18 protein-coding genes and 2 tRNA genes are annotated in these 18896 nt (G+C 67.1%); 5 read left to right on the forward strand and 15 right to left on the reverse strand.

The genetic code is table 11. The annotated features are described in order from the left end of the window. Positions 1-2 precede the first annotated feature (2 nt). On the forward strand, positions 3-1757 hold the full coding sequence (locus ABTV68_RS18085) for a DUF5605 domain-containing protein (RefSeq protein WP_433675065.1): 1755 nt from the start codon (positions 3-5) through the stop codon (positions 1755-1757). Positions 1758-1800: 43 nt separating this feature from the next. Here ABTV68_RS18085 and ABTV68_RS18090 read toward each other — a convergent pair whose 3' ends face one another. Next, entirely contained in the window at positions 1801-2124 is a 324-nt protein-coding gene (locus ABTV68_RS18090; RefSeq protein ID WP_433675066.1) for a hypothetical protein, read from the reverse strand. A 106-nt stretch (positions 2125-2230) separates the two neighbouring features. Between ABTV68_RS18090 and ABTV68_RS18095 the strand changes: the two genes are divergently transcribed. From ABTV68_RS18095 to ABTV68_RS18105, 3 genes are all read left to right on the forward strand, one after another. After that, on the forward strand, positions 2231-2590 hold the full coding sequence (locus ABTV68_RS18095) for a nuclear transport factor 2 family protein (protein WP_433675067.1): 360 nt from the start codon (positions 2231-2233) through the stop codon (positions 2588-2590). 91 nt (positions 2591-2681) lie between these two features. Next, complete coding sequence (locus ABTV68_RS18100) at positions 2682-3431, forward strand: SDR family NAD(P)-dependent oxidoreductase (protein WP_433675068.1); 750 nt, start codon at positions 2682-2684, stop codon at positions 3429-3431. Between the two features lie 89 nt (positions 3432-3520). Beyond that, positions 3521-4141 (forward strand): TetR/AcrR family transcriptional regulator, encoded by a 621-nt coding sequence (locus tag ABTV68_RS18105; RefSeq protein WP_433675069.1) that lies wholly within the window; start codon positions 3521-3523, stop codon positions 4139-4141. 65 nt (positions 4142-4206) lie between these two features. Here the strand turns inward: ABTV68_RS18105 and ABTV68_RS18110 are convergent, their stop codons facing one another. The 13 genes from ABTV68_RS18110 to serS form a co-directional block, all read right to left on the reverse strand. After that, positions 4207-6294: a beta-galactosidase gene (locus ABTV68_RS18110; protein WP_433675070.1), complete on the reverse strand. Its 2088-nt coding sequence runs from the start codon at positions 6292-6294 to the stop codon at positions 4207-4209. Positions 6295-6324: 30 nt separating this feature from the next. Further along, the gene (locus ABTV68_RS18115) at positions 6325-7221 is read right to left on the reverse strand and encodes a carbohydrate ABC transporter permease (protein ID WP_433675071.1); all 897 of its coding nucleotides are present in this window, start codon (positions 7219-7221) and stop codon (positions 6325-6327) included. Further along, the gene (locus ABTV68_RS18120; protein ID WP_433675072.1) at positions 7218-8156 is read right to left on the reverse strand and encodes a carbohydrate ABC transporter permease; all 939 of its coding nucleotides are present in this window, start codon (positions 8154-8156) and stop codon (positions 7218-7220) included. Before ABTV68_RS18120 ends, ABTV68_RS18115 begins: the two co-directional genes overlap by 4 nt. Continuing rightward, positions 8153-9499 (reverse strand): ABC transporter substrate-binding protein, encoded by a 1347-nt coding sequence (locus ABTV68_RS18125; RefSeq protein WP_433675073.1) that lies wholly within the window; start codon positions 9497-9499, stop codon positions 8153-8155. Before ABTV68_RS18125 ends, ABTV68_RS18120 begins: the two co-directional genes overlap by 4 nt. A gap of 61 nt (positions 9500-9560) precedes the next feature. After that, positions 9561-10595, reverse strand: coding sequence for a LacI family DNA-binding transcriptional regulator (locus tag ABTV68_RS18130; protein WP_433675074.1), 1035 nt, complete (start codon positions 10593-10595; stop codon positions 9561-9563). A gap of 204 nt (positions 10596-10799) precedes the next feature. Next, positions 10800-12044, reverse strand: a complete 1245-nt coding sequence (locus ABTV68_RS18135; protein ID WP_433675075.1) for a hypothetical protein — start codon at positions 12042-12044, stop codon at positions 10800-10802. A 162-nt stretch (positions 12045-12206) separates the two neighbouring features. After that, complete coding sequence (locus ABTV68_RS18140) at positions 12207-12812, reverse strand: hypothetical protein (RefSeq protein ID WP_433675076.1); 606 nt, start codon at positions 12810-12812, stop codon at positions 12207-12209. Between the two features lie 37 nt (positions 12813-12849). After that, positions 12850-13203: a hypothetical protein gene (locus ABTV68_RS18145; RefSeq protein WP_433675077.1), complete on the reverse strand. Its 354-nt coding sequence runs from the start codon at positions 13201-13203 to the stop codon at positions 12850-12852. Positions 13204-13255: 52 nt separating this feature from the next. Then, a tRNA-Ser gene (locus tag ABTV68_RS18150) sits at positions 13256-13349 on the reverse strand. 87 nt (positions 13350-13436) lie between these two features. Next, complete coding sequence (locus ABTV68_RS18155) at positions 13437-14759, reverse strand: LCP family protein (RefSeq protein ID WP_433675078.1); 1323 nt, start codon at positions 14757-14759, stop codon at positions 13437-13439. A gap of 75 nt (positions 14760-14834) precedes the next feature. Beyond that, a tRNA-Ser gene (locus tag ABTV68_RS18160) sits at positions 14835-14919 on the reverse strand. Between the two features lie 99 nt (positions 14920-15018). Next, positions 15019-15825, reverse strand: a complete 807-nt coding sequence (locus ABTV68_RS18165) for an HAD family hydrolase (RefSeq protein ID WP_433675079.1) — start codon at positions 15823-15825, stop codon at positions 15019-15021. Beyond that, positions 15822-17087, reverse strand: a complete 1266-nt coding sequence (serS, locus tag ABTV68_RS18170) for a serine--tRNA ligase (protein ID WP_433675080.1) — start codon at positions 17085-17087, stop codon at positions 15822-15824. Before serS ends, ABTV68_RS18165 begins: the two co-directional genes overlap by 4 nt. 61 nt (positions 17088-17148) lie before the next feature. Here serS and ABTV68_RS18175 point away from each other — a divergent pair, with 61 nt between their 5' ends. Further along, a complete protein-coding gene (locus ABTV68_RS18175; RefSeq protein ID WP_433675081.1) occupies positions 17149-18141 on the forward strand; it encodes a diacylglycerol/lipid kinase family protein in 993 nt (330 codons plus the stop codon). A gap of 21 nt (positions 18142-18162) precedes the next feature. Here ABTV68_RS18175 and ABTV68_RS18180 read toward each other — a convergent pair whose 3' ends face one another. Beyond that, positions 18163-18891 (reverse strand): hypothetical protein, encoded by a 729-nt coding sequence (locus ABTV68_RS18180; protein ID WP_433675082.1) that lies wholly within the window; start codon positions 18889-18891, stop codon positions 18163-18165. Positions 18892-18896 lie beyond the last annotated feature (5 nt).

Genomic DNA, 18896 nt, shown 5'->3' on the forward strand with positions numbered 1-18896 from the left:
CCATGTTCGATCGCCGTTCCACCTTCGGAGAAGCCCTGGACAACCCCGCGGCTCGTGCCGTTCTCGAGCGTCTGATGCCGGGCTTCGCCGCGTCCCCCATGGCCGTGCAGTTCCGTGATGGTCGCCTGGGTTCTCTCATCGCCCTCGTGCCCGCGCTGGAGACGGAGGAGGCGCGCGCGCAGCTATGGGCGGAGCTGGCCGAGATCGATGACGATGTGGTGCGTCCCCCGTATGCGCCGGCCATCGATCCCGATCCGGCATACGAGTCGGACGATGTCCCGCGAGCCTCCGCCGTCGTGACTCTGCCGCACGACGTCACGCTGTGGGCTCCGCTGCAGATCCGCCTCGCGGGCCCCTCGCACGGCAATCCGTTCGTCGATGTCGAACTCGACGCCGTCTTCACGCGCGCCGGAACCGAGATCCGCGTGGGTGGGTTCTACGACGGGGACGGCACCTACGTGATCCGCGCGCTGGCTGACGCGGAGGGCGAGTGGAGCTTCGTCACGCGATCGACCGCGCGTTCTCTGGATGGGCTGACGGGGACGGTCACGGTCGGCAGCGCAGCCGAGGGAGCACACGGCCCGGTTCGCGTCGACGGGTTCCACTTCCGGCACGCGGACGGCACGCGGCATCGTCCCCTCGGCACGACGGCGTACGCCTGGACTCATCAGCCCGACGAACTGCAGTCCCGGACCCTCAGCACGCTGGCCGAGGCACCGTTCACGAAGATCCGCATGTGCGTGTTCCCGAAGTCGTACCTGTACAACGCGAACGAGCCGGCCGACTTCCCGTTCGTCGGATCACTCGCGGACGGCTTCGATCTGGAGCGCTTCGATCCCGAGCACTTCCGCCGCCTGGAGCAGCGCATCCGGGAGCTGTCCGAGCTCGGCATCGAGGCCGATCTGATCCTCTTCCACGCCTACGATCGCTGGGGCTTCGCCGATCTCGGACCGGCCGTGGACGACCGCTATCTGCGCTACGTCGTGCGCCGGCTGTCCGGCTTCGCGAACGTGTGGTGGTCGATGGCCAACGAGTACGACCTGCTGTGGGCGAAGGACACCGCGGACTGGGAGCGGCTGGCCGCGATCGTGGGTGCCGAGGATCCGTTCGGGCACCTGAACTCGATCCACAACTGTCGTCCGTTCTACGACTATTCGGCGCCCTGGATCACGCACGTGAGTGTGCAGCGCGTGGACGTGTATCGCACGGCGGAGAACACCGACGAGTGGCGCGAGCGCTGGGGCAAGCCGGTCGTGATCGACGAATGCGCCTACGAGGGCGACATCGACCAGGGCTGGGGCAACATCACCGCCGAAGAGATGGTCCGGCGGTTCTGGGAGGGTGCGGTGCGCGGCGGCTACGTCGGCCACGGGGAGACGTACCTGCCCGCGGCCCTGGGGCTCGACGACGAGGTGCTGTGGTGGTCGAAGGGCGGGGTTCTGCACGGCACGTCCCCGGAGCGCATTGGCTTCCTCGAGCAGCTGCTGGCCGAGGCGCCGGAAGGTGTCTGGGACCCGCTTCCCGGCGACTGGGACGTGCCGTGGGGTGGTGTGGCCGGCGAGGTGAAGGTCGGCTACTTCGGTTTCAACCGTCCTCGTTTCCGCAACGTCATGCTCGACCCCGGCGAATGGGTGATCGACGTCATCGACACCTGGAACATGACCGTCGACCGGCTGCCCGGCACCTTCGCGACCGGATCCGCACGGATCGAGCTGCCGGGTCGGCAGTTCATGGCGGTTCGTCTCACCCGCGTGTGAGAACAACGTGGCGGCGCATCCTCGATGCGCCGCCGCGCTGTTCTCACGCGATCCGCGTCGCCGCCAATACGATCACGGCGACGACCACGATCAGCACCTCGACCGTGAGGAGAGCGACGGCGTGCGTGCGGCGCCCGCGCGGTGAGCGACGCACGAAGGGAACCGTCGCGAGCCCCACGAGCAGCACGGCAGCGCTGCCGAAGAGCGTGGAGGTCGTCGCGTAGTCCAGTCCGTGCGCGGCAGCAGTGGTCGTCGGCCACAGTGCGATGCCGGACACGATCATGACGCCCGGTGCCAGGAACACGAGGATGAGCGTCACGACCCACAGCGTCGGCGCGAGCTCCCGGGTGTTCGTCTCGGTCATCATGTCGAGGCCATTCTGCTACGGGTCGCCGTCACAACGACCCTGAGTCCACCGCACGCGAGAGATCATAGGCCAGGACGCCGTCCGCAGCCGCCCCGAGAGGACCCTCATGCCTTCTGTCGCCGAACTCCTGACCGCCAACCTCCACCAGGTCTTCAACAATCGGGACGCCGATTCGCGAGCGGCTGCGATCGAGAACGTCTATGCGGAGGACGTGTCGTTCACAGATCCGGAAGGCACTGTCGTCGGGCGCGCCGAGCTCGGATCGAAAGCCGCCGCACTGCTGGCCGACGCTCCGGCGGACTTCGTCTTCACCGAGGACAGCATCGCGTATGTCGGTGAGGACACCGGTGCGCTTGCGTGGGCGTTCGGGCCGACAGGCAGTCCGGTGGTGCGCGGGATCGACATCATCACGGTGCACGACGGCGTCATCACCGCCCTGCGCACCCTCGTCGTACCCGTCTCGTAATTCAATACCGATCAGTACGGAATATCTTCGGCCAGCACTCCGTTTCCCCCTCTATCCGTACCAATCGGTACGCAATGAGATGGGAAAGATCATGGCAGAACTTGCCGAAAAGACAGCGCTCGTCACGGGCGGCACCTCCGGCATCGGACTGGCGGTTGTGCGCCGCTTCGTCCAGGAGGGCGCGCACGTCTTCGTGACGGGGCGCACCTCAGCCAAGCTCGACGCGGTGAAGGCAGAGCTCGGTGACGCCGTCACCGTCATCACCGGCGATGTGTCCCGGCCAGAAGATCTGGACGCCCTCTTCACCACCGTGAGCGAGTACGGCAGGGGCATCGATGTGGTGCTTGCCAACGCGGGTGGCGGCGAGTTCGCCGCTCTTGAGGAAATCACCTGGGAGCACTTCACCGAGACGTTCGAATCGAACGTCGGCGGCACCGTCTTCACCGTTCAGAAGGCGCTGCCGTTCCTGAACCCTGGCGCGTCGATCGTCCTGACCTCCTCGAACATCGACGTCAAGGGCAGCCCCTCGTTCAGCGTGTACGCGGCGTCGAAGGCGGCCATCCGCAGCTTCGCCCGCAGTTGGGCGGCCGAGCTGGTGGACCGAGGGATCCGTGTGAACGCCGTCGCCCCGGGCCCGATCGCCACCCCGGGATTGGCCGGTCTGGCTGCGGAACCCGAACAGGCCGAAGCCCTGCTCGGCGGACTGGCCGCCGGAGTGCCCATGCGCCGACTGGGCTCGCCCGACGAAGTGGCGGAGGCGGTGCTCTACCTCGCGTCCACGCGCAGCTCCTACGTCACCGGCACCGAGCTCTACGTGGACGGTGGCGCGAGCCAGATCTGATGCCAGGTCAGGCGCGGCGGCTGTCCGACGCGCCTGACCGCAGCTCGGAATCACCTAGGTTGGGAGGGTCCACCGGCGAGGAGGTATCCATGAGCGCGAAAGGTCGACCCCGCGAGTTCGACGTCGACGAAGCACTCGATCGCGCCATCGAGCTGTTCTGGCGACAGGGATACGAGGGCACGAGTCTGACCGATCTGACCGACGCACTGGAAATCACCCGTCCTAGCCTCTATCGGGCGTTCGGCAGTAAAGAGGGAGCGTTCCGTCTCGCCGTCGACCGATATGCCCGCATCGACATGGCCTACGTGGAGGACGCGCTCGCTGAGCCCACGGCCTACGGCACCGCGCGTCGCTATCTGCTGGACAATGTCGATGCGATCACCACCCCCGGGCGCCCGCCCGGATGCCTGTCGATCCAGGGCGGGCTGGCCAGCGGTCCGGCGGATGCGGGCGTGGTGCGCTATCTCGAAGAGCGTCGGGCCGAGGGGCAGGCTCGCTTCGCGGCCCGTTTCGCTGCTGCGATCGAGGCCGGCGATCTCTCCCCCAGCGAGGATCCCGCCGAGCTCGCGCGCTACCTCTCCACCGTGTCGGCCGGTCTCGCCGTTCAGGCGGCTGCAGGCGCGAGTCGAGAAGAGCTGCGCGCGGTGGCGCTGCGGGCGCTGCGCGGCTTTCCCGCCTCACAACCGCGCATCTCACAACAGCCCGCCTGACACAGTCGACGGCTCCGGCACGGACGCGGCGGCGCATCATCGATGCGCCGCCGCGTCCGTCTCTGTCACCGGGACGCGAACACTCGCACGTCCCACGCCCCGAGTCGCACCTCGGCACCCGCGGCGAAATCCTCACCGCTCAGCACGTCCTGCGCGGACGCGGGCAGCGTGTAGCTGCTGGCGTCCCACGACCAGTTGTGCACCACGTGGATCTGCTCACCCGCCGCGTTCGTGGCGTTCTGCACCGACTGCGTGTCGTGGTCGGGCCGCCACCCGGGCTCTCCCGCGCCCACCCGCACCGCCCACTCCGCCAGAGTGGCCGCGAGCGCGCGATCGGGCACGGTGCCGACGTAGGTGACGCGCCCGGCTCCATGCTGACGCGTGGTGACGGCAGGCCAGCGTCCGAAGTGCGGGTGCACGTACGAGGCGAGGATCTCCGCGTCCTCGACCTGCAGGCCGTCGACCCACAGCGTCGCGTGTGCGTCGGCGGGAACCTCGAACGCCTCCGTTCCGACCACGCGAAGCGGCGTCGTCAGGTTGGAGAACTCGTCATACCAGACACCGGCGGCGTCGTCGAGAAGGGCGGGCTTGCGCTCGAGACGAGCCCGCGCCTCCTCGTCCTCGTACCCGGTCCGCACCCCCACCACGAGGTGTCCGCCGGCCGCCGCGTACTCGCGCAGCCACACGAGGTCCGCGTCGGTCGCGATGGTGAAGGCCGCGGCGATCAGCACCGGGACCTCCGCCGCGTACGCCGCCGGGTCGATCTCGCGTAGCTGCGCGGGGTGCACCGCGCGGCCCTGCAGACCGGCTTCGAACACGCCGCGGGTGAAGGCGTCGCGCACCGTCTGGAACGCGCGTCGATCCGGCTCACCGCTGCGCGCCAGCGACGGATGCTCCGCCTGCGCCCACTTGCTGTCTGTATCGAACAGGATCGCGATGTCCGCGGCCGGCGTCAGTCGCGTGACACGGTTTCCCGCCGCGGCGAACTCCGCGCCCAGCCGCGCGATCTCGCGGTACACCCGCCCGGGCTGCTGGCTATGCGGCAGCACGCCGCCCCAGTAGGTCTCGGCCCCCGCGTGGAGGGTGTGGAAGTGCCAGTACTCGATCATCGTGGCCCCGCGGGAGACCAGGGCCCAGGCCGCCTGACGCCACTGGCCGTCGAAGGCCGGCTCGTTGAACCAGGGCATCCCGATGGCCTGTGCGTTGGTCTCGGTGACGAGGAACGGCGCCTGTTTGGTGCCGTACATCCGATCGGCGGAGTTGATCAGCGCCCAGACTCCCGTGCTGGTCCAGTACTGAGCCGCGTCGTCGCTGCTGGGCAGTTCGAACGCATCCTGCATCCGGTAGTACGGGTTTCCTGCCGTGATGTCGAGGTTGCGGGTGAGCTGCACTTCGTCCGCCGTTTCGCGATCGTACGAGATGCAGGTGGTGACGAACTGGTCCTCCCGCGCGTACTCGCGCACGATGTCGGCCTGCCAGGAGATGAAGGTGCTGGTGATCTCCCCCTGGAACCGACGCCAGGCCAGCGAGTACTGCGGCTGCGCGTTGCCGTCGGGACGCCAGAGGTCGGCCCAGTCCGCCAGCCGGTGCGACCAGTAGGTCAGCCCCCACGCGTCGTTCAACGCGTCGACGGTGCCGTACTCGCGCCGCAGCGCATCGACGAACCGCTGGAACACCTGATCGTTGGCGAACGGCACCATCCCGGGCTCATTGTCCACCTGGTAGCCGATCACCGCGGGGTGATCGGCATACCGTGCGATGATGCGTCGGATCACGCGCTCCGCGTGGAACAGGAACGCTGGGTGGGCGTAGTCGATCTCCTGACGTGCGCCCCAGCCCATGCGCTGCCCCGTCCGCCGCTCCACGTTGATCTCCGGCAGCTGGCGCACCAGCCACAGCGGTGCCGCGTAGGTCGGGGTGCCGAGAATCACGCGGATGCCGTGGGCGTGGGCGGCATCGAGCACCGGCGCGAGCCACTCGAGGTCGAACACCCCATCGTCCGGCTCCCACGTAGACCAGACCGACTCCCCCACGCGGATGACCGTGAACCCGGCCTCCTTCATCAACCGCATGTCTTCCTCGAGCCGCGGCGTCGGAAGGTATTCGTGGTAGTACGCGGCACCGAAGAGTACGGACTCGTCGAGATGGGACATGGAATTCCTTTCGGGAGTGGTCATGGCGGATCAGCCCTTCACAGCACCGGCCGTGAGGCCTTCGAGCAGCTGCTTGCGCAGTAGGATGAACACCAGGATGGTGGGGATGGAGGCGAGCACGGCGCCCGCCAGCACGAGGTCGTAGGAGCGGTTCTCGGACGCGAACAGGATGTTCAGTCCGAGCGGCACGGTGTACTGGTCGGCGTCGGAGACCAGCACCAGCGGCCACATGAAGCTGTTGTAGCTCTGCAGGAAGCTCCACACCGCGAGCGCGCCGAGCGAGGGTCGCAGCAGCGGCAGGACGACGCGGGCGAAGGTTCCGAACTCGCTGCAGCCGTCGATGCGAGCAGCCTCGATGATGTCGTCCGGCACCGCCTGCACGATGAACTGCTGCATCATGAAGATGCCGAACGCGGGTGCCACCCAGGGGACGATGAGCGAGAACCACGGATTGGCGAGTCCGCTCTTGACCACGAGGATGAACAGCGGCACCAGGATCACCGCGAACGGCACGGACAGCGAGCTGAACATCACGGCGAACAGCACGCGCCGTCCGCGGAAGCGGAACTTCGCGAACCCGTAGCCGGCGAGCGCGCAGACGAACACCGAGACGATCGTCGCGATGAGTGCCGTCCCCACGCTCATCCCGAACCATGCGAGGAAGGGCTGCGTCGAGAGCAGGTTGACGTAGTTCTCGAACGTCACCGGATCCGGGATGAGCGTGGGCGGCACGGCGAAGATATCGCCGCGCCGCTTCAGAGATCCGCTCACGGCCCACACCAGGGGTGCGATGAACACCAGCAGCAGCGCGATCAGGGTTGCGTACAGCAGGACGCGCCGTGCCGTTCGTCCGGCCATGGGCCGGCGACGGGTGACTGGAGGCACCGGAGGCGTTGTCACGGGGCGTTCCACGGTGAGTGCGGTCATGATTCCCTCCCGATGCCGAGCAGGCGGTTGAGCCCCTGGCTGACGATGAAGACGACGGCGAACAGCACGACACCGGCTGCCGCTGCGTAGCCGAACTGCTGCCGTTCGAAGGCGGCGCGATAGATGAACATCGCGACGCTCAGGGTCGCCTCTCCCGGTCCGCCCTTGGTGAGCAGGTAGGGCTCGTCGAACAGCTGCGCCGCGCTGATGAAGGACGTGACGATGACGAACGCCGTCACCGGGCGGATCGACGGAAGGGTCACGGTGACGAAGGAGCGCACCGGTCCTGCGCCGTCGAGGGCGGCCGCCTCGTACAGCTCCTGCGGCACGTTCTGCAGTGCGGCGAGGAAGAAGATCGTCAGGTAACCGACCGTTCGCCACAGCAGCACGAAGCCGATGGCGCCCTTCGCAAGGGTCGGATCCCCCAGCCAATCGACGTTCGGAACACCGATCACGGCGTGCAGGGTGGCGTTGAGGAGCCCGTAGTCGCGATCGAAGATCAGGCTGTAGATCAGGGCGATCACGATCGGCGAGAGCACCATCGGCACGAAGAACGCGACACGGAACAGGTCACGCAGCTTCAGTCCGCGGGCGTTGAGCGCCTGGGCCACGAGCAGCGCCACCGGGACGACGATCAGCACGGCGATGAGCGTGTAGATCGCGGAGTTCACGAGCGCATTGCCGAAGCTGGTGTCATGCGCGAGGTCGACGTAGTTCTGCACGCCGATCCAGTTCGGAACCCCCAGCCCGACCCACTCGGTGAGGCTGAGCACGATCGCGGCGCCGATCGGGATGATCATGAACAGCCCGTACAGCACGTAGAACGGGGCGATGAACAGATACGGTGCCGCGCCGCCGCGGATGCGGCCGCCGCGCTGGCGTCCCCCACGCAGTCGGGGAACGGTGTTGGTCTCGGTGTAGGTGGTGGCGCTCATCCGCGGGCCTGCCCTCGGTAGTCGGCTGCCGCGTCGCGCAATGCCTGTGCCGGGGAGACCTGCCCCTTGTAGGCACGCAGCAGGTGACCGGACAGCACGGTGGTCATGATCGAGCTGTTGGCGCTCTGGTGGACCTCGGGCACGTCATCGACGATGTCCTTGTACGTCTCGAAGAGCCGCTGGCCGCCGAAGTACTCGTCCTCCAGCGCGGCCAGTTCCGCGGACTCGAACACCGAACGCCGTGTCGGCAGGTAACCCATCGCCTTGTAGCGGGCGATCTGCTGTTCTGGTTCGAGGTAGGCGGTGGTGACGAGGGCGATGCCGGCATCGGTCGCCGACTTGTCACGAAGTGTGCCGAAGCCGGTGCCGCCGCCGACAGCCGTGCGTCCGCCGCCACCTTCGAATCGAGGGAGCGGGGCGATGCGCCACATTCCCGACTGCTCGGGCACGTTCGGCTTGATTCCGTAGCTGGCGTACCAGGACGGCATGTTGACCCCGAGGATCTTGCCCGACTTGAGTCCGCTCTGAACGCTCGGGCCATACATGTCGGCGACCGTGGCGATGGCGCCGGACTGCACGCCCTGTGCGACGAACGTCAGGGCATCTTCCGCCTCCGGCGTCTCGAGTGTGGCGTTGCCGTCCGCGTCGAAGAGGTCGCCGCCGCGCTGGAGCAGGTGGATGTGCCAGTTCTGCACGGTGCCGCCGGGGTCGCTCGTCGCGACCGCGCTGAGAGCCACGCCCTCCTTCTCCGCGATGCGCGCACCCACCCTGCCGAATTCCTCCCAGGTGCCGAAGTCGGTGGTCAGCCCGAGCCTCTTGTACTCGTCAGCGCGGTGGTAGAGCACGGTGAGTGGGGTGTCGGAGTCTAGGGCGTAGACCTTGCCGTCCTTACTGAACGGGGTGAGTCGTGCGGTGATGAGATCGTCCGCGATCGGGGCGATGGCATCGCTGAAGTCGGCGAGCAGCTCCGGGGCGATGTCGCCGCGCAGCATCCGTGCGAAGGCACCGATCTCCAGACCCACGACGTCCGGCGTGCCGGTACCCGCGACGGCCTGGGCGATGAGTTTGGTGACGATGTCGGAGGCACCGGCCTTCGTGATGTCGAGGTGGTAGCGGAAGGCTGAGTTCGCCTCGGCAAGCGGAACGGCGTCGGTGAAGAAGGCGATGTAGCCGTCGTCGTGCGTCCAGAAGGACAGGTCGACATCACCCGACGTCGACGGGCGAGTGTTGGCGGGAGCGCAGCCAGCGAGGCTCGAGCCCAGCAGAGCCGCGCCGCCGCCGATGGCGAAGAGGCGGAGGACGTCCCTGCGCGTCAGTCCTGGTGGATGAGGGGATCTGGTCATGCGAAATCCTGACTACGTTGTCATATTGCGGAACGCCGACGCCTCCGGGGTGGGGAGAACGTCAGCGGATGGAGGGGTTTCGGCTCGACTCGCGGATGACGAGGTGAGCGCGGAGGGTGCGGTGCGTACTCTCGGGCGCGTGCCCGTCGAGCGCGCGCAGCAGCCGGTGCATTCCGATCCGGGATGTCTCGGCGAAGTCCTGGCGAACGGTGGTGAGGGGAACGGGGAGGTAGGCGGAGACGTCGATGTCGTCGAATCCAACGACGGCGACGTCCTCGGGGATACGAAGCCCGGCAGCCTGGATGGCGGACATCGCACCGATCGCCATCTGGTCGTTCGCGACGAACACGGAGGTGCACGGGCCGGCCTCGAGAATCGCGGCCATCGCGGCGTATCCGCCGGCCGGGGTCCAATCCCCTTCGACCGGCTCGGTGACCGGGGCCCCTTCATCGGCGAGCGCCCGCTGCCACCCCTCATGGCGTCGCTGACTGGAGAGCCAGTTCATCGGGCCGGAGATGTGGTGCACGGTGGCGTGCCCCTGGACCAGGAGGTGCTCGGTCGCGTCGCGAGAACTGGCCTCTTCGTCGGCGCCGATCACCAGTTCGCGCGGACTGCTGGTGACGGGAGCCATGCCGAACGTGAGCACCTCGACGCCGTCGGGAATGCTGAGCGGCCCGCGACCGAAGTCCACCGGCTCCGAGATGACGATCGCCTCGGCCCCCTGACCCGCGAGTGCATCGATCGCCGCTTGGATGTCCGCTCCCTCGCCCGGGTCGGTGCGCATGACGCTCAGTGCGTAGCCCGCACCGCGAGCGACGGACTCGACGCCGGCCAGCACGGAGGTGGGGCCGTAGAACGCGGTGCCGCCCATGGCGACAACACCGATCCGCCGGGTCCGCTGGGTGACGAGCGCGCGAGCCGCTTCGTTCGGGCGGAATCCGACGCGATCGATCACCTCGAGCACTCGCTCTCGGACGGCGTCCGTAACATACGGCTCGTCGTTGATGACCCGTGAGACGGTCTTCTGGGAGACGCCGGCGATGCGCGCGACGTCCGTCATGGACACGCGTCGTGCGCGGGGAGCCGCTTCGCTCACAGCCTCTCCTCTCTGAATGGGCGTGGCCATCGTATGGTGATTCTGACTACGTAGTCAAGGATTGAAACTTAGAGGCTGTCAAGGAGACCCAGTGATACATATCCCCTGCCCATGGGAAACGGGATGAGGCGAGCTCTGCGAACAAACGAAGGACGCCTCACACGTGATCATGCGAGGCGTCCTTTCTTGCTGCAGGGGCTCTCGTTAGCTCAGGTTGCCCTGCTTGCGGGTGCGGTACAGAGCCACTCCGCCGATCGCGAGCAGCAGGGTCGCAACTGCGCCGAACCCGACTGCCGCTGCACCGTCAGCGCCCGTCTCCGCAAGCACACGCGTCGGCGCGCTCGTCGATGCGGTCGAGACAGGGACGCTGGTGCTGGGCACCGGCGATGCGGTGGGCTCCGACGTCGGCGTGGCAGTCGGCGTTGCCGTGGGCGTCGCGGTCGGCGTGGCCGTGGGGGACGGAGTGGTCGTGGGCGACGGGGTCGGGGTGCTCGCAAAGGTTACGGACGTCGTCACGGGGTCAGTGATCGCCACGAGAAGGAAGAGCTGTGCCGTGACGTCGTATGTGTCGTCCGCAAAGTCACCCGGGAGGACGGCCGAGATCGTGCCATCTGCACCAACCGGAACCGAAACGGTTGCACCGTTGCTCGCCGTGATCACGACATGCAGCGACTCAAGTGCCTCACCCGTGACGTATGGCAGGTCGGCCGTGCCAGTGACCACAATGCTGCGCTTGCCACCGTCGATGATCCCAGCCGCGGTGACGCTGGTGATCGTCGCGCAGGGAGCCGGCGTGAACGAGGGAAGACCGGGCCAACCGGCCGGTGGGACGACGTTATCGCCGAACTCGAAGCCGACAACGATCGGATCCGGTCCCGTGGCGATGATCCCACCGATCGACGGGGTGCCGTTGATCGTGTAGGTGCCCATGGCAGAGTTGATCGTCGGCAGCGAGACGCGAGTCTGCGGCCCCTGCTGCTGATGGCACACGATCTGCTCGAACGTCGGCGCCGGCGGCGTGAAGGTGGTCGGCTCCTCGGTCGGACAGTCGTCCGGGATGGTCACCGCCTGATAGTCCACGAAGCGCAGCCCATCACCCACCTTGTAGTTGTACAGGTATCTACCCGGGCCGTCCGCCAGCTCCCAGGAGTCGACGTACTCGGAGGGCAATGTGATGGCCTTCCGCTCGAACTCCGTGCGCGTGCCGTCAGGCGAGACGATCGCCGCGGTGAAAGACGATGGTCCGCTGGTGTGACCCTGATTGTCGCTCGTCAGAGTTCCCGAGAAACCGAGAACCGGAACAGGACCCGAGCAGTCGAGGGAATAGCCGGCGGAGAGACCGCCATCCGTGTCAGCGGACGCTGCCTGTGGGGCGATGAAGGCGGTGACCGCAGCGACGGCGGCAATGCCTGCGGCCGCGGCGATGCGCCGGAGAAGGGATCGGGACATGTCGTGTGCTCTCCAGAACGGTGGACGGGAAGCTTGAAACGACACGACACGCGGCCGCCGCCCCTCAAGCCACTTTTATTATGCCTTTCTCATATGACTCACAGCAAGCACGCTCCCCCGCTGTGATCACAGTCGGTCACTCACTCGCACAGGAGACGAGATCTAGCTGAACGTGACGGTGAGCATGCCGTCGATGAGTTCCCACCTGTTCCACTGAATGAGCGCGGCCCGGGTGGTCACGTCGTCGGGGGTGCGCGTGAAGTGGATCTTTCCCAGTTCGGCATCCACCGTGATGAAGGCGTACAGGCCCGTGGCTTCCAAACGGCCAGTGAGATCGTTCGCGAGTTCGTCCGTCGGCGAGTCCCACCAGAAGTCGGTCTGCCACACGTCGCCCGCGACAAGCTCGCCGACGGGGGTCACGACGATGAGGTCCGTCGCGCAGATCGCGCCGGCGGCATCGAACCCGTGCCGGGCAGCAGCCTCGGCGATGTCAACCTCAACAGCCTTCACGCTCGTGTCCGCCGCATACAGCTGCAGCATGTCCTCCGTGCACCCAGCGGCATCGATCGGCGCGGACTGCTCCTCGGTTTCCTCCACGACTGGCTCTTCCGAGGGCGGCGCTTCGCTCGACGCCGGCGCCGACGAGGGCTCTTCGGCGACAGAAGACTCATCACTCCAGTCGTCCACCGCCGATTGAGCCGAACAGCCGGACACGACCCCGCCGATCAGGAGCAGCGAAACCGCAAGTGCGCGCACGGATGTCTTCATGACGTTCCCCTCTCGCCGTGAACGCCGCTGAGGACGATCACAAAGCCATATGAACGAGGCCTACCGTATCAGCGACAAGCACCGAGAAACGCGTCTCGCGTGAACGACACGTCGCCCAGGCATCCGAGCCCTGAGCAGAGCCAAGCATCCAAAGCAGCGCCTCGTGCAGAGCATGCACGAGGCGCTGCCTCGATCGAGCCAGCCGCGGCGCTCGGGACCGTGGAGTGTGGCAGTTGTTGATCTCGAGAAGCGACCGATCCTTGGTCCGCACGCCGAGGCGGATGAGGACTGCCGCGACGACCAGCAGCGCGATCATCGTGATCCCGGCGGCGACAGCCTCCGCATTGATCATGATCGGGAGGATCACGAACGGCGCGACCGATAGAGTCATCGACCGACGACGCTATCAAGAGCACAGAAACCAGTGCCAAGCAGGGGATAAATGGCGGAGACGGTGGGATTTGAACCCACGGACCCCCGTAAGGGGGTCTCCACCTTAGCAGGGTGGTGCACTAGGCCGAACTATGCGACGTCTCCGTGATTTTCACTCTGACGAGCGAAGCACACCTGGCAATACTAACGGGTCTCGCCGCGATGCGCGAATGCACGCACGCCGGGCGGGGCTCAGTTGACCTGACCGTTGGAACAGGTGCTCTGCGCGGCCGTCGTTCCGGTGATCTGCGAGGGCAGCAACACGGATCCGTCGGCGGCGGTGGACGGCGTCGGCTCGATCACCGCACCGTCCGCGGGGGCCTCGCCAGCTCCGGTGTCGGTACCGTCCGTCGCGCCGTCGGTGGACGTCGCGCCATCCGTGGACGTCGCGCCGTCGGTGGGCGTGGCACCCTCCGCCACGACTCCGACGCCGGCGTCACCGGTGATCTGCAGGGAGTTGTTGTTGGCCAGCGCCGTCAGGAGAACACCGGCGGCTTCCTCATCGGGAACCACGCGGTTGGGGTCGTAGGGGTCGTCGTACACGGGGTACTGCACGAACACGATATCCTCGAAGGGGACGTCCTTCACGGCCATCGCCAGCTGAACGAGCGTGACGGGGTTGGTCAGCGAGGTCGACGGATCGATGGCCGACAGCGTCGTCTTCGCGAGCTTGAGCAGGGTGGCCGGGTTGGTGAGCACCTCGGAGCTCATCATCTTCTTCGCGAGCCGCGACATGTACTGCTGCTGGTTGCTGATCCGACCCAGGTCGCCACCGTTGCCCACACCGTGACGGGTGCGCAGGAACTGCAGCGCTTCATAGCCCTGGATCGTGCGCTCGCCGGCCGGCCAGTCGATGCCGGTGTAGGGATCGCGGATCGGTGTCGCCAGACACACGGTCACGCCCCCGACAGCGTCGGTGATCGCCATCACACCACCCCAGTTCACCGATGCGGCGTACTGGATGTCCATGCCCGTGAGCTGCTCGATCGTCGCGACGGTGCACCCCAAGCCACCGGTGTCGAAAGCGGAGTTGAGCATCTGCTTGCTCATCGCCGAGGTGACGTTGCCGTTGGCGTCGGTGCACTCCGGGATCGGCACCATGAGGTCACGCGGGAAGCTGATGACGGTGATCTTGCGCGGCTCGTCCGAGATGTGCACGAGCAGGTTCACGTCGCTGCGCGCGCCTTCTTCTGCAAGGCCCTCGGCGCAGCGGTCGCCGAAGTACTGCGCGTACTGCGGTTCGCAGACGTCGGTTCCGGCGACGAGGATGTTCGCGCCGCCCTCGATCTCCGCGATCGACGGGGGCACTTCCCCACCGATGTCGGTGGCGTCCGCCGCGTACGACGACGCGAGATCATACGTGACGTACCCGGCGAGGCCGATGCCCGCGACCATCACGGTGGCGACGGCGACACCCACCAGGGTGAGCAGCTGCGCGATCGGTCGCGGACTGCGGAGCCGACCGTGTCGTGCGATCGTGCGACGACGAGAGCGTTCGGGGGACGCTGCGCTCACACGCTTCCTTTCAGCCTCGGGACCTGCAGCCCCGTGGCGTGCAGGCGGATGCTCCCGGGGTGAACCGGATCAGAGCGGAGGGTGTGGGATTCGAACCCACGGGACATTGCTGCCCACTGGTTTTCAAGACCAGGTCCATCGGCCGCTCGGACAACCCTCCCAAGCGGCGCACCGCTCGTGAGGACGAGTCTATCCGACCTCATGCTCCCCGATTGCGCTGGGCGCGCGCTGGACAGGTGCTCAGTGCGGGCTGTGCGCGTCAAGACGCATCGAGGAACAACCGGTGCAGGATGTGAGCAACGCCGCCATCAGCCACCGAGTGTGTGACGATCGACGCGGCCGCACGCACCTCGTCCGGTGCCTGCCCCATCGCGACGGCAGTTCCCTCATGCGAACGCGACCACTCGAACATGCCGAGATCGTTGCGACCATCACCGATCACCACGGAGTGCGCGGGGTCGAAATCGGCCCACTCGCTGATCAGCTTGAGAGCGGTTCCCTTGTCCACACCCTGCGGCGCGATATCCAGCCACGCCGTCCAGCCGATCGCGTACGAGACCTGGTTGAGGCCGATGTCCTCGATCAGGCGCGCGAAGTCGTTCTCATCGTGGTCAGCAGAGACCACCACGACACGCGACACATGCTGCGCCGAGAGCTGGGAGAACGGGACCTGGTGTCCCGACTTCACGTTCCAGTGCTCCATCTCCTCGGTGAACAGGCGCGTGCCGTCCTCGAGCTCCACCATGTAGTGCGCGTCGGGGAGCTGCTCGCGCAGCAGCTCCAGAGCGGTCGTGGGGTCGAAGGTCTCGGTGTGGAAGCGCTCGTAGTCCTCGCCGACACGGCGATAGACGACGGCACCATTCGACGACACGACGTAGTCGGGCGTGATGTCGAGCAGCTCCAAGATGGGCTGGGTTGCATTCCAGCTGCGGCCCGTGGCCAGAGTCACCTCGTGCCCGGCTGCGATAGCGGCGTGCACCGCGTCGATCACTCCCGGGCTCGGCGTGCCGTCTTCCAGGACGACAGTCCCGTCGACGTCCAGCGCGATCAGCGCACGCGTGGTCACTCGGCGGGCTCCATCACCTCGAGTCCACCGAGGTAGGGACGAAGCACCTCCGGCACAGTGACAGATCCGTCGGCGCGCTGATGCGTCTCCAGCAGAGCCACGATCCATCGCGTGGTCGCGAGCGTTCCGTTCAGGGTCGCGACGGGCGTGGTCTTGCCGCCGTCGGGACGATAACGGATGTCGAGGCGGCGCGCCTGGTACGTGGTGCAGTTGGAGGTGGAGGTGAGCTCGCGGTACTTCCCCTGCGTGGGAACCCACGCCTCGATGTCGTACTTGCGCGCAGCGGAGGATCCGAGATCGCCCGCGGCCGTGTCGATGACACGATAGGCGAGGCCCAGATCCGCCATCATCTGCTCCTGCAGCGCCAGCAGACGCTGGTGCTCGGCCTCGGCGTCTTCCGGGGTGGTGTAGACGAACATCTCCAGCTTGTTGAACTGGTGCACGCGGATGATTCCGCGGGTGTCCTTGCCGTAGGAGCCGGCCTCGCTGCGGTAGCAGGTGGACCAGCCCGCATAGCGCTTCGCTCCGCGACCGAGATCCAGGATCTCGTCCATGTGGTATCCGGCGAGAGGAACCTCGCTGGTTCCCACCAGGTACAGGTCCTCCTTGTCGAGGTGGTAGACCTCATCGGCGTGCTCGCCGAGGAAGCCGGTGCCCTGCATCACCTCGGGGCGGACCAGCGTGGGAACGATCATCGGGGTGAACCCCGCCTCGATGGCGCGGTTGAGCGCCAGGTTCATCAGCGCGATCTCCAGACGTGCACCGATGCCCGTGAGGAAGTAGAACCGCGAGCCGGACACCTTGGTGCCGCGCTCCATGTCGATAGCGCCGAGCTTCTCACCCAGCTCCAGGTGGTCGCGCGCCTCGAAGTCGAACGCCGGGATGACGCCCTCCTCGCGCAGCACGACGTAGTCATCCTCGCCACCGGCGGGAACACCGTCGATCACGATGTTCTCAATGCGCGCGAACGCCTGCTGGGCGGCTTCTTCCGCCGCAGTGACGTCACCCTGGGCGGCCTTGACCCGGTCGGAGAGCTCCTTCGCCTGCGCCACGAGAGCGGGCTTGTCCTCCTTGGGAGCCTGTGCGACGGTCTTTCCGAACGCGTTCTGCTCCGCACGCAACGCCTCGAAAGCGTTGATCGCGGCACGGCGCGCGGTGTCCGCGGCGATGGCCTCATCGACCGACTCCGGCGAGTTGCCACGGGCCTGCTGAGAGCGGCGGACGAGGTCAGGATTCTCACGGAGGAGTGCGGGATCGATCACCCTCATCAGTGTAGTCGGGGCCACGGACACGCCGCGCGAGTGCGGGGGCTAGGCTGACCCCATGCCCGCGCCCTCCTCGTCCGCCGCCGAGCGGGACGATCGGTTTGCGGCACTCGTCTACAACCCGGTGAAGGTGGACGGCGCCGATCTGCGCTCCGCCGTGATCGCCGCATCGCATCGCGCGGGCTGGAGCTCGCCGATGCTGCTCGAGACTACCGTTGAGGATCCGGGGCAGGGCGCCACACGCGCGGCGCTCGATGCCGGAGCCTCCGTGGTGCTGGTCGCGGGCGGCGATGGCACGGTTCGCGCCGTCTCGGAGGCGATCGCCCGGACCGGCACGCCGCTGACCATCATCCCCAGCGGCACCGGTAACCTCCTCGCCCGCAACCTGCAGCTCCCCCTCTCCGAGCCGGAGCGGATGATCCGCGCTGCATTCAGCGGCAGGCGGCGCGCTGTCGACATCGGGTTCGCGAACGTGAAACGCGCCGATGGGTCGGTGGAGGAGCACGCGTTCGTGGTGATGGCCGGCATCGGGCTGGACGCGGCGATGATCCGCAACACCCGCGACGACTGGAAGAAGTCCTTCGGCTGGGTGGCGTACATCGATGGCGCTGCCCGCTCGCTGACCACCGTCTCACCCTTCCGCGTGATGTTCCAGGTGGACGACGAGCACATCCTGACCACCCGCGCGCACAGTGTGCTGTGGGCCAACTGCGGCCAGCTTCCCGCGGGGATTCAGCTCCTGCCGGAGGCCGCGATCGATGACGGCCTGCTGGACGTCGCGATCTTCCGCCCCCGCTCCTGGTGGGGCTGGCTGGCCGTGTGGCGAACCGTCTGGTGGCAAAACAGCGTGCTGGGTCGCACCCGAACCGGTCGGCGAGTGATCGCGATGAGCCGCGGCAGCAAGGCGGTCAAATTCCTGCAGGGTGCGCGCATGGACGCGGCGGTGTCCTCACCCCAACCAATCGAGTTCGACGGCGACGAGTTGGGCGAGGCGGTGGGACTCGACGGCCGGATCGAGCAAGGCGGCCTGGTGGTGATGGTCCCCGCCTGAGCGGGAACCATCACCGAAGTCTCAGTCCTGAACCGTGACGGAAACCGGATCGGCCGATCCGTCCAGATTCACCAGGCTGAGCTGCGATCCCACGGCGGCACCGTCGATCTTCAGGGGCGTCGCGCGCGGCGAGTAGTCCATCGTGCATGCCTGCTCGATGGTCTTGAAGGTGATCGTCGTGCCGTCGATCGTGTCGACCACCGGTGGGCAACTCGACGAGCCGTAGGTGATCAGCACCACACCGAGCGGTGTGAGGGTGGCGGACGGCTCACCGACGGGCGTCGTGGCGGCATCTGCCGGACGCGGTGCCAGCGCGATGTCCTGCGTCTCCTCCGCTGTGGTCAGCGTCACCGTGGCAGCGGCCTTCGAATCGACACCCTCCGGCAACCCCACCAGAATCAGTTGCTCACGCAGGTCCTCCGTGCAGACGCCGTTCACCGTGGGCCCGGTCAGGGTGACGGTGATGTCCTGGTTCGCAACGGTCAGATCCTGCACCACGGGATAGCACGATCGACTGCCGCTGCCCCAGGTGACCACACCGAGCGACTTCCCACCGTCGAGCCAGACGACCGAGGCGTTTTCGAGGCTGGGCGGCGGTGCCGTCCACTCGTCGCTGAGCGACGGCTCCGTGGGCGTGGGCGTTGGAGATTCGGGAGCATCCCCGGGGGCTGCGGCGTTGGTGGCGCAGCCCGTGAGAAGCGCGGCTACGGCCAGCACGGATCCGATGAGAAGGGGTCGCATGATGCTCATACCCT

The sequence above is a fragment of the Microbacterium gorillae genome (assembly GCF_050990725.1).
GTDB lineage: Bacteria > Actinomycetota > Actinomycetes > Actinomycetales > Microbacteriaceae > Microbacterium > Microbacterium gorillae_A.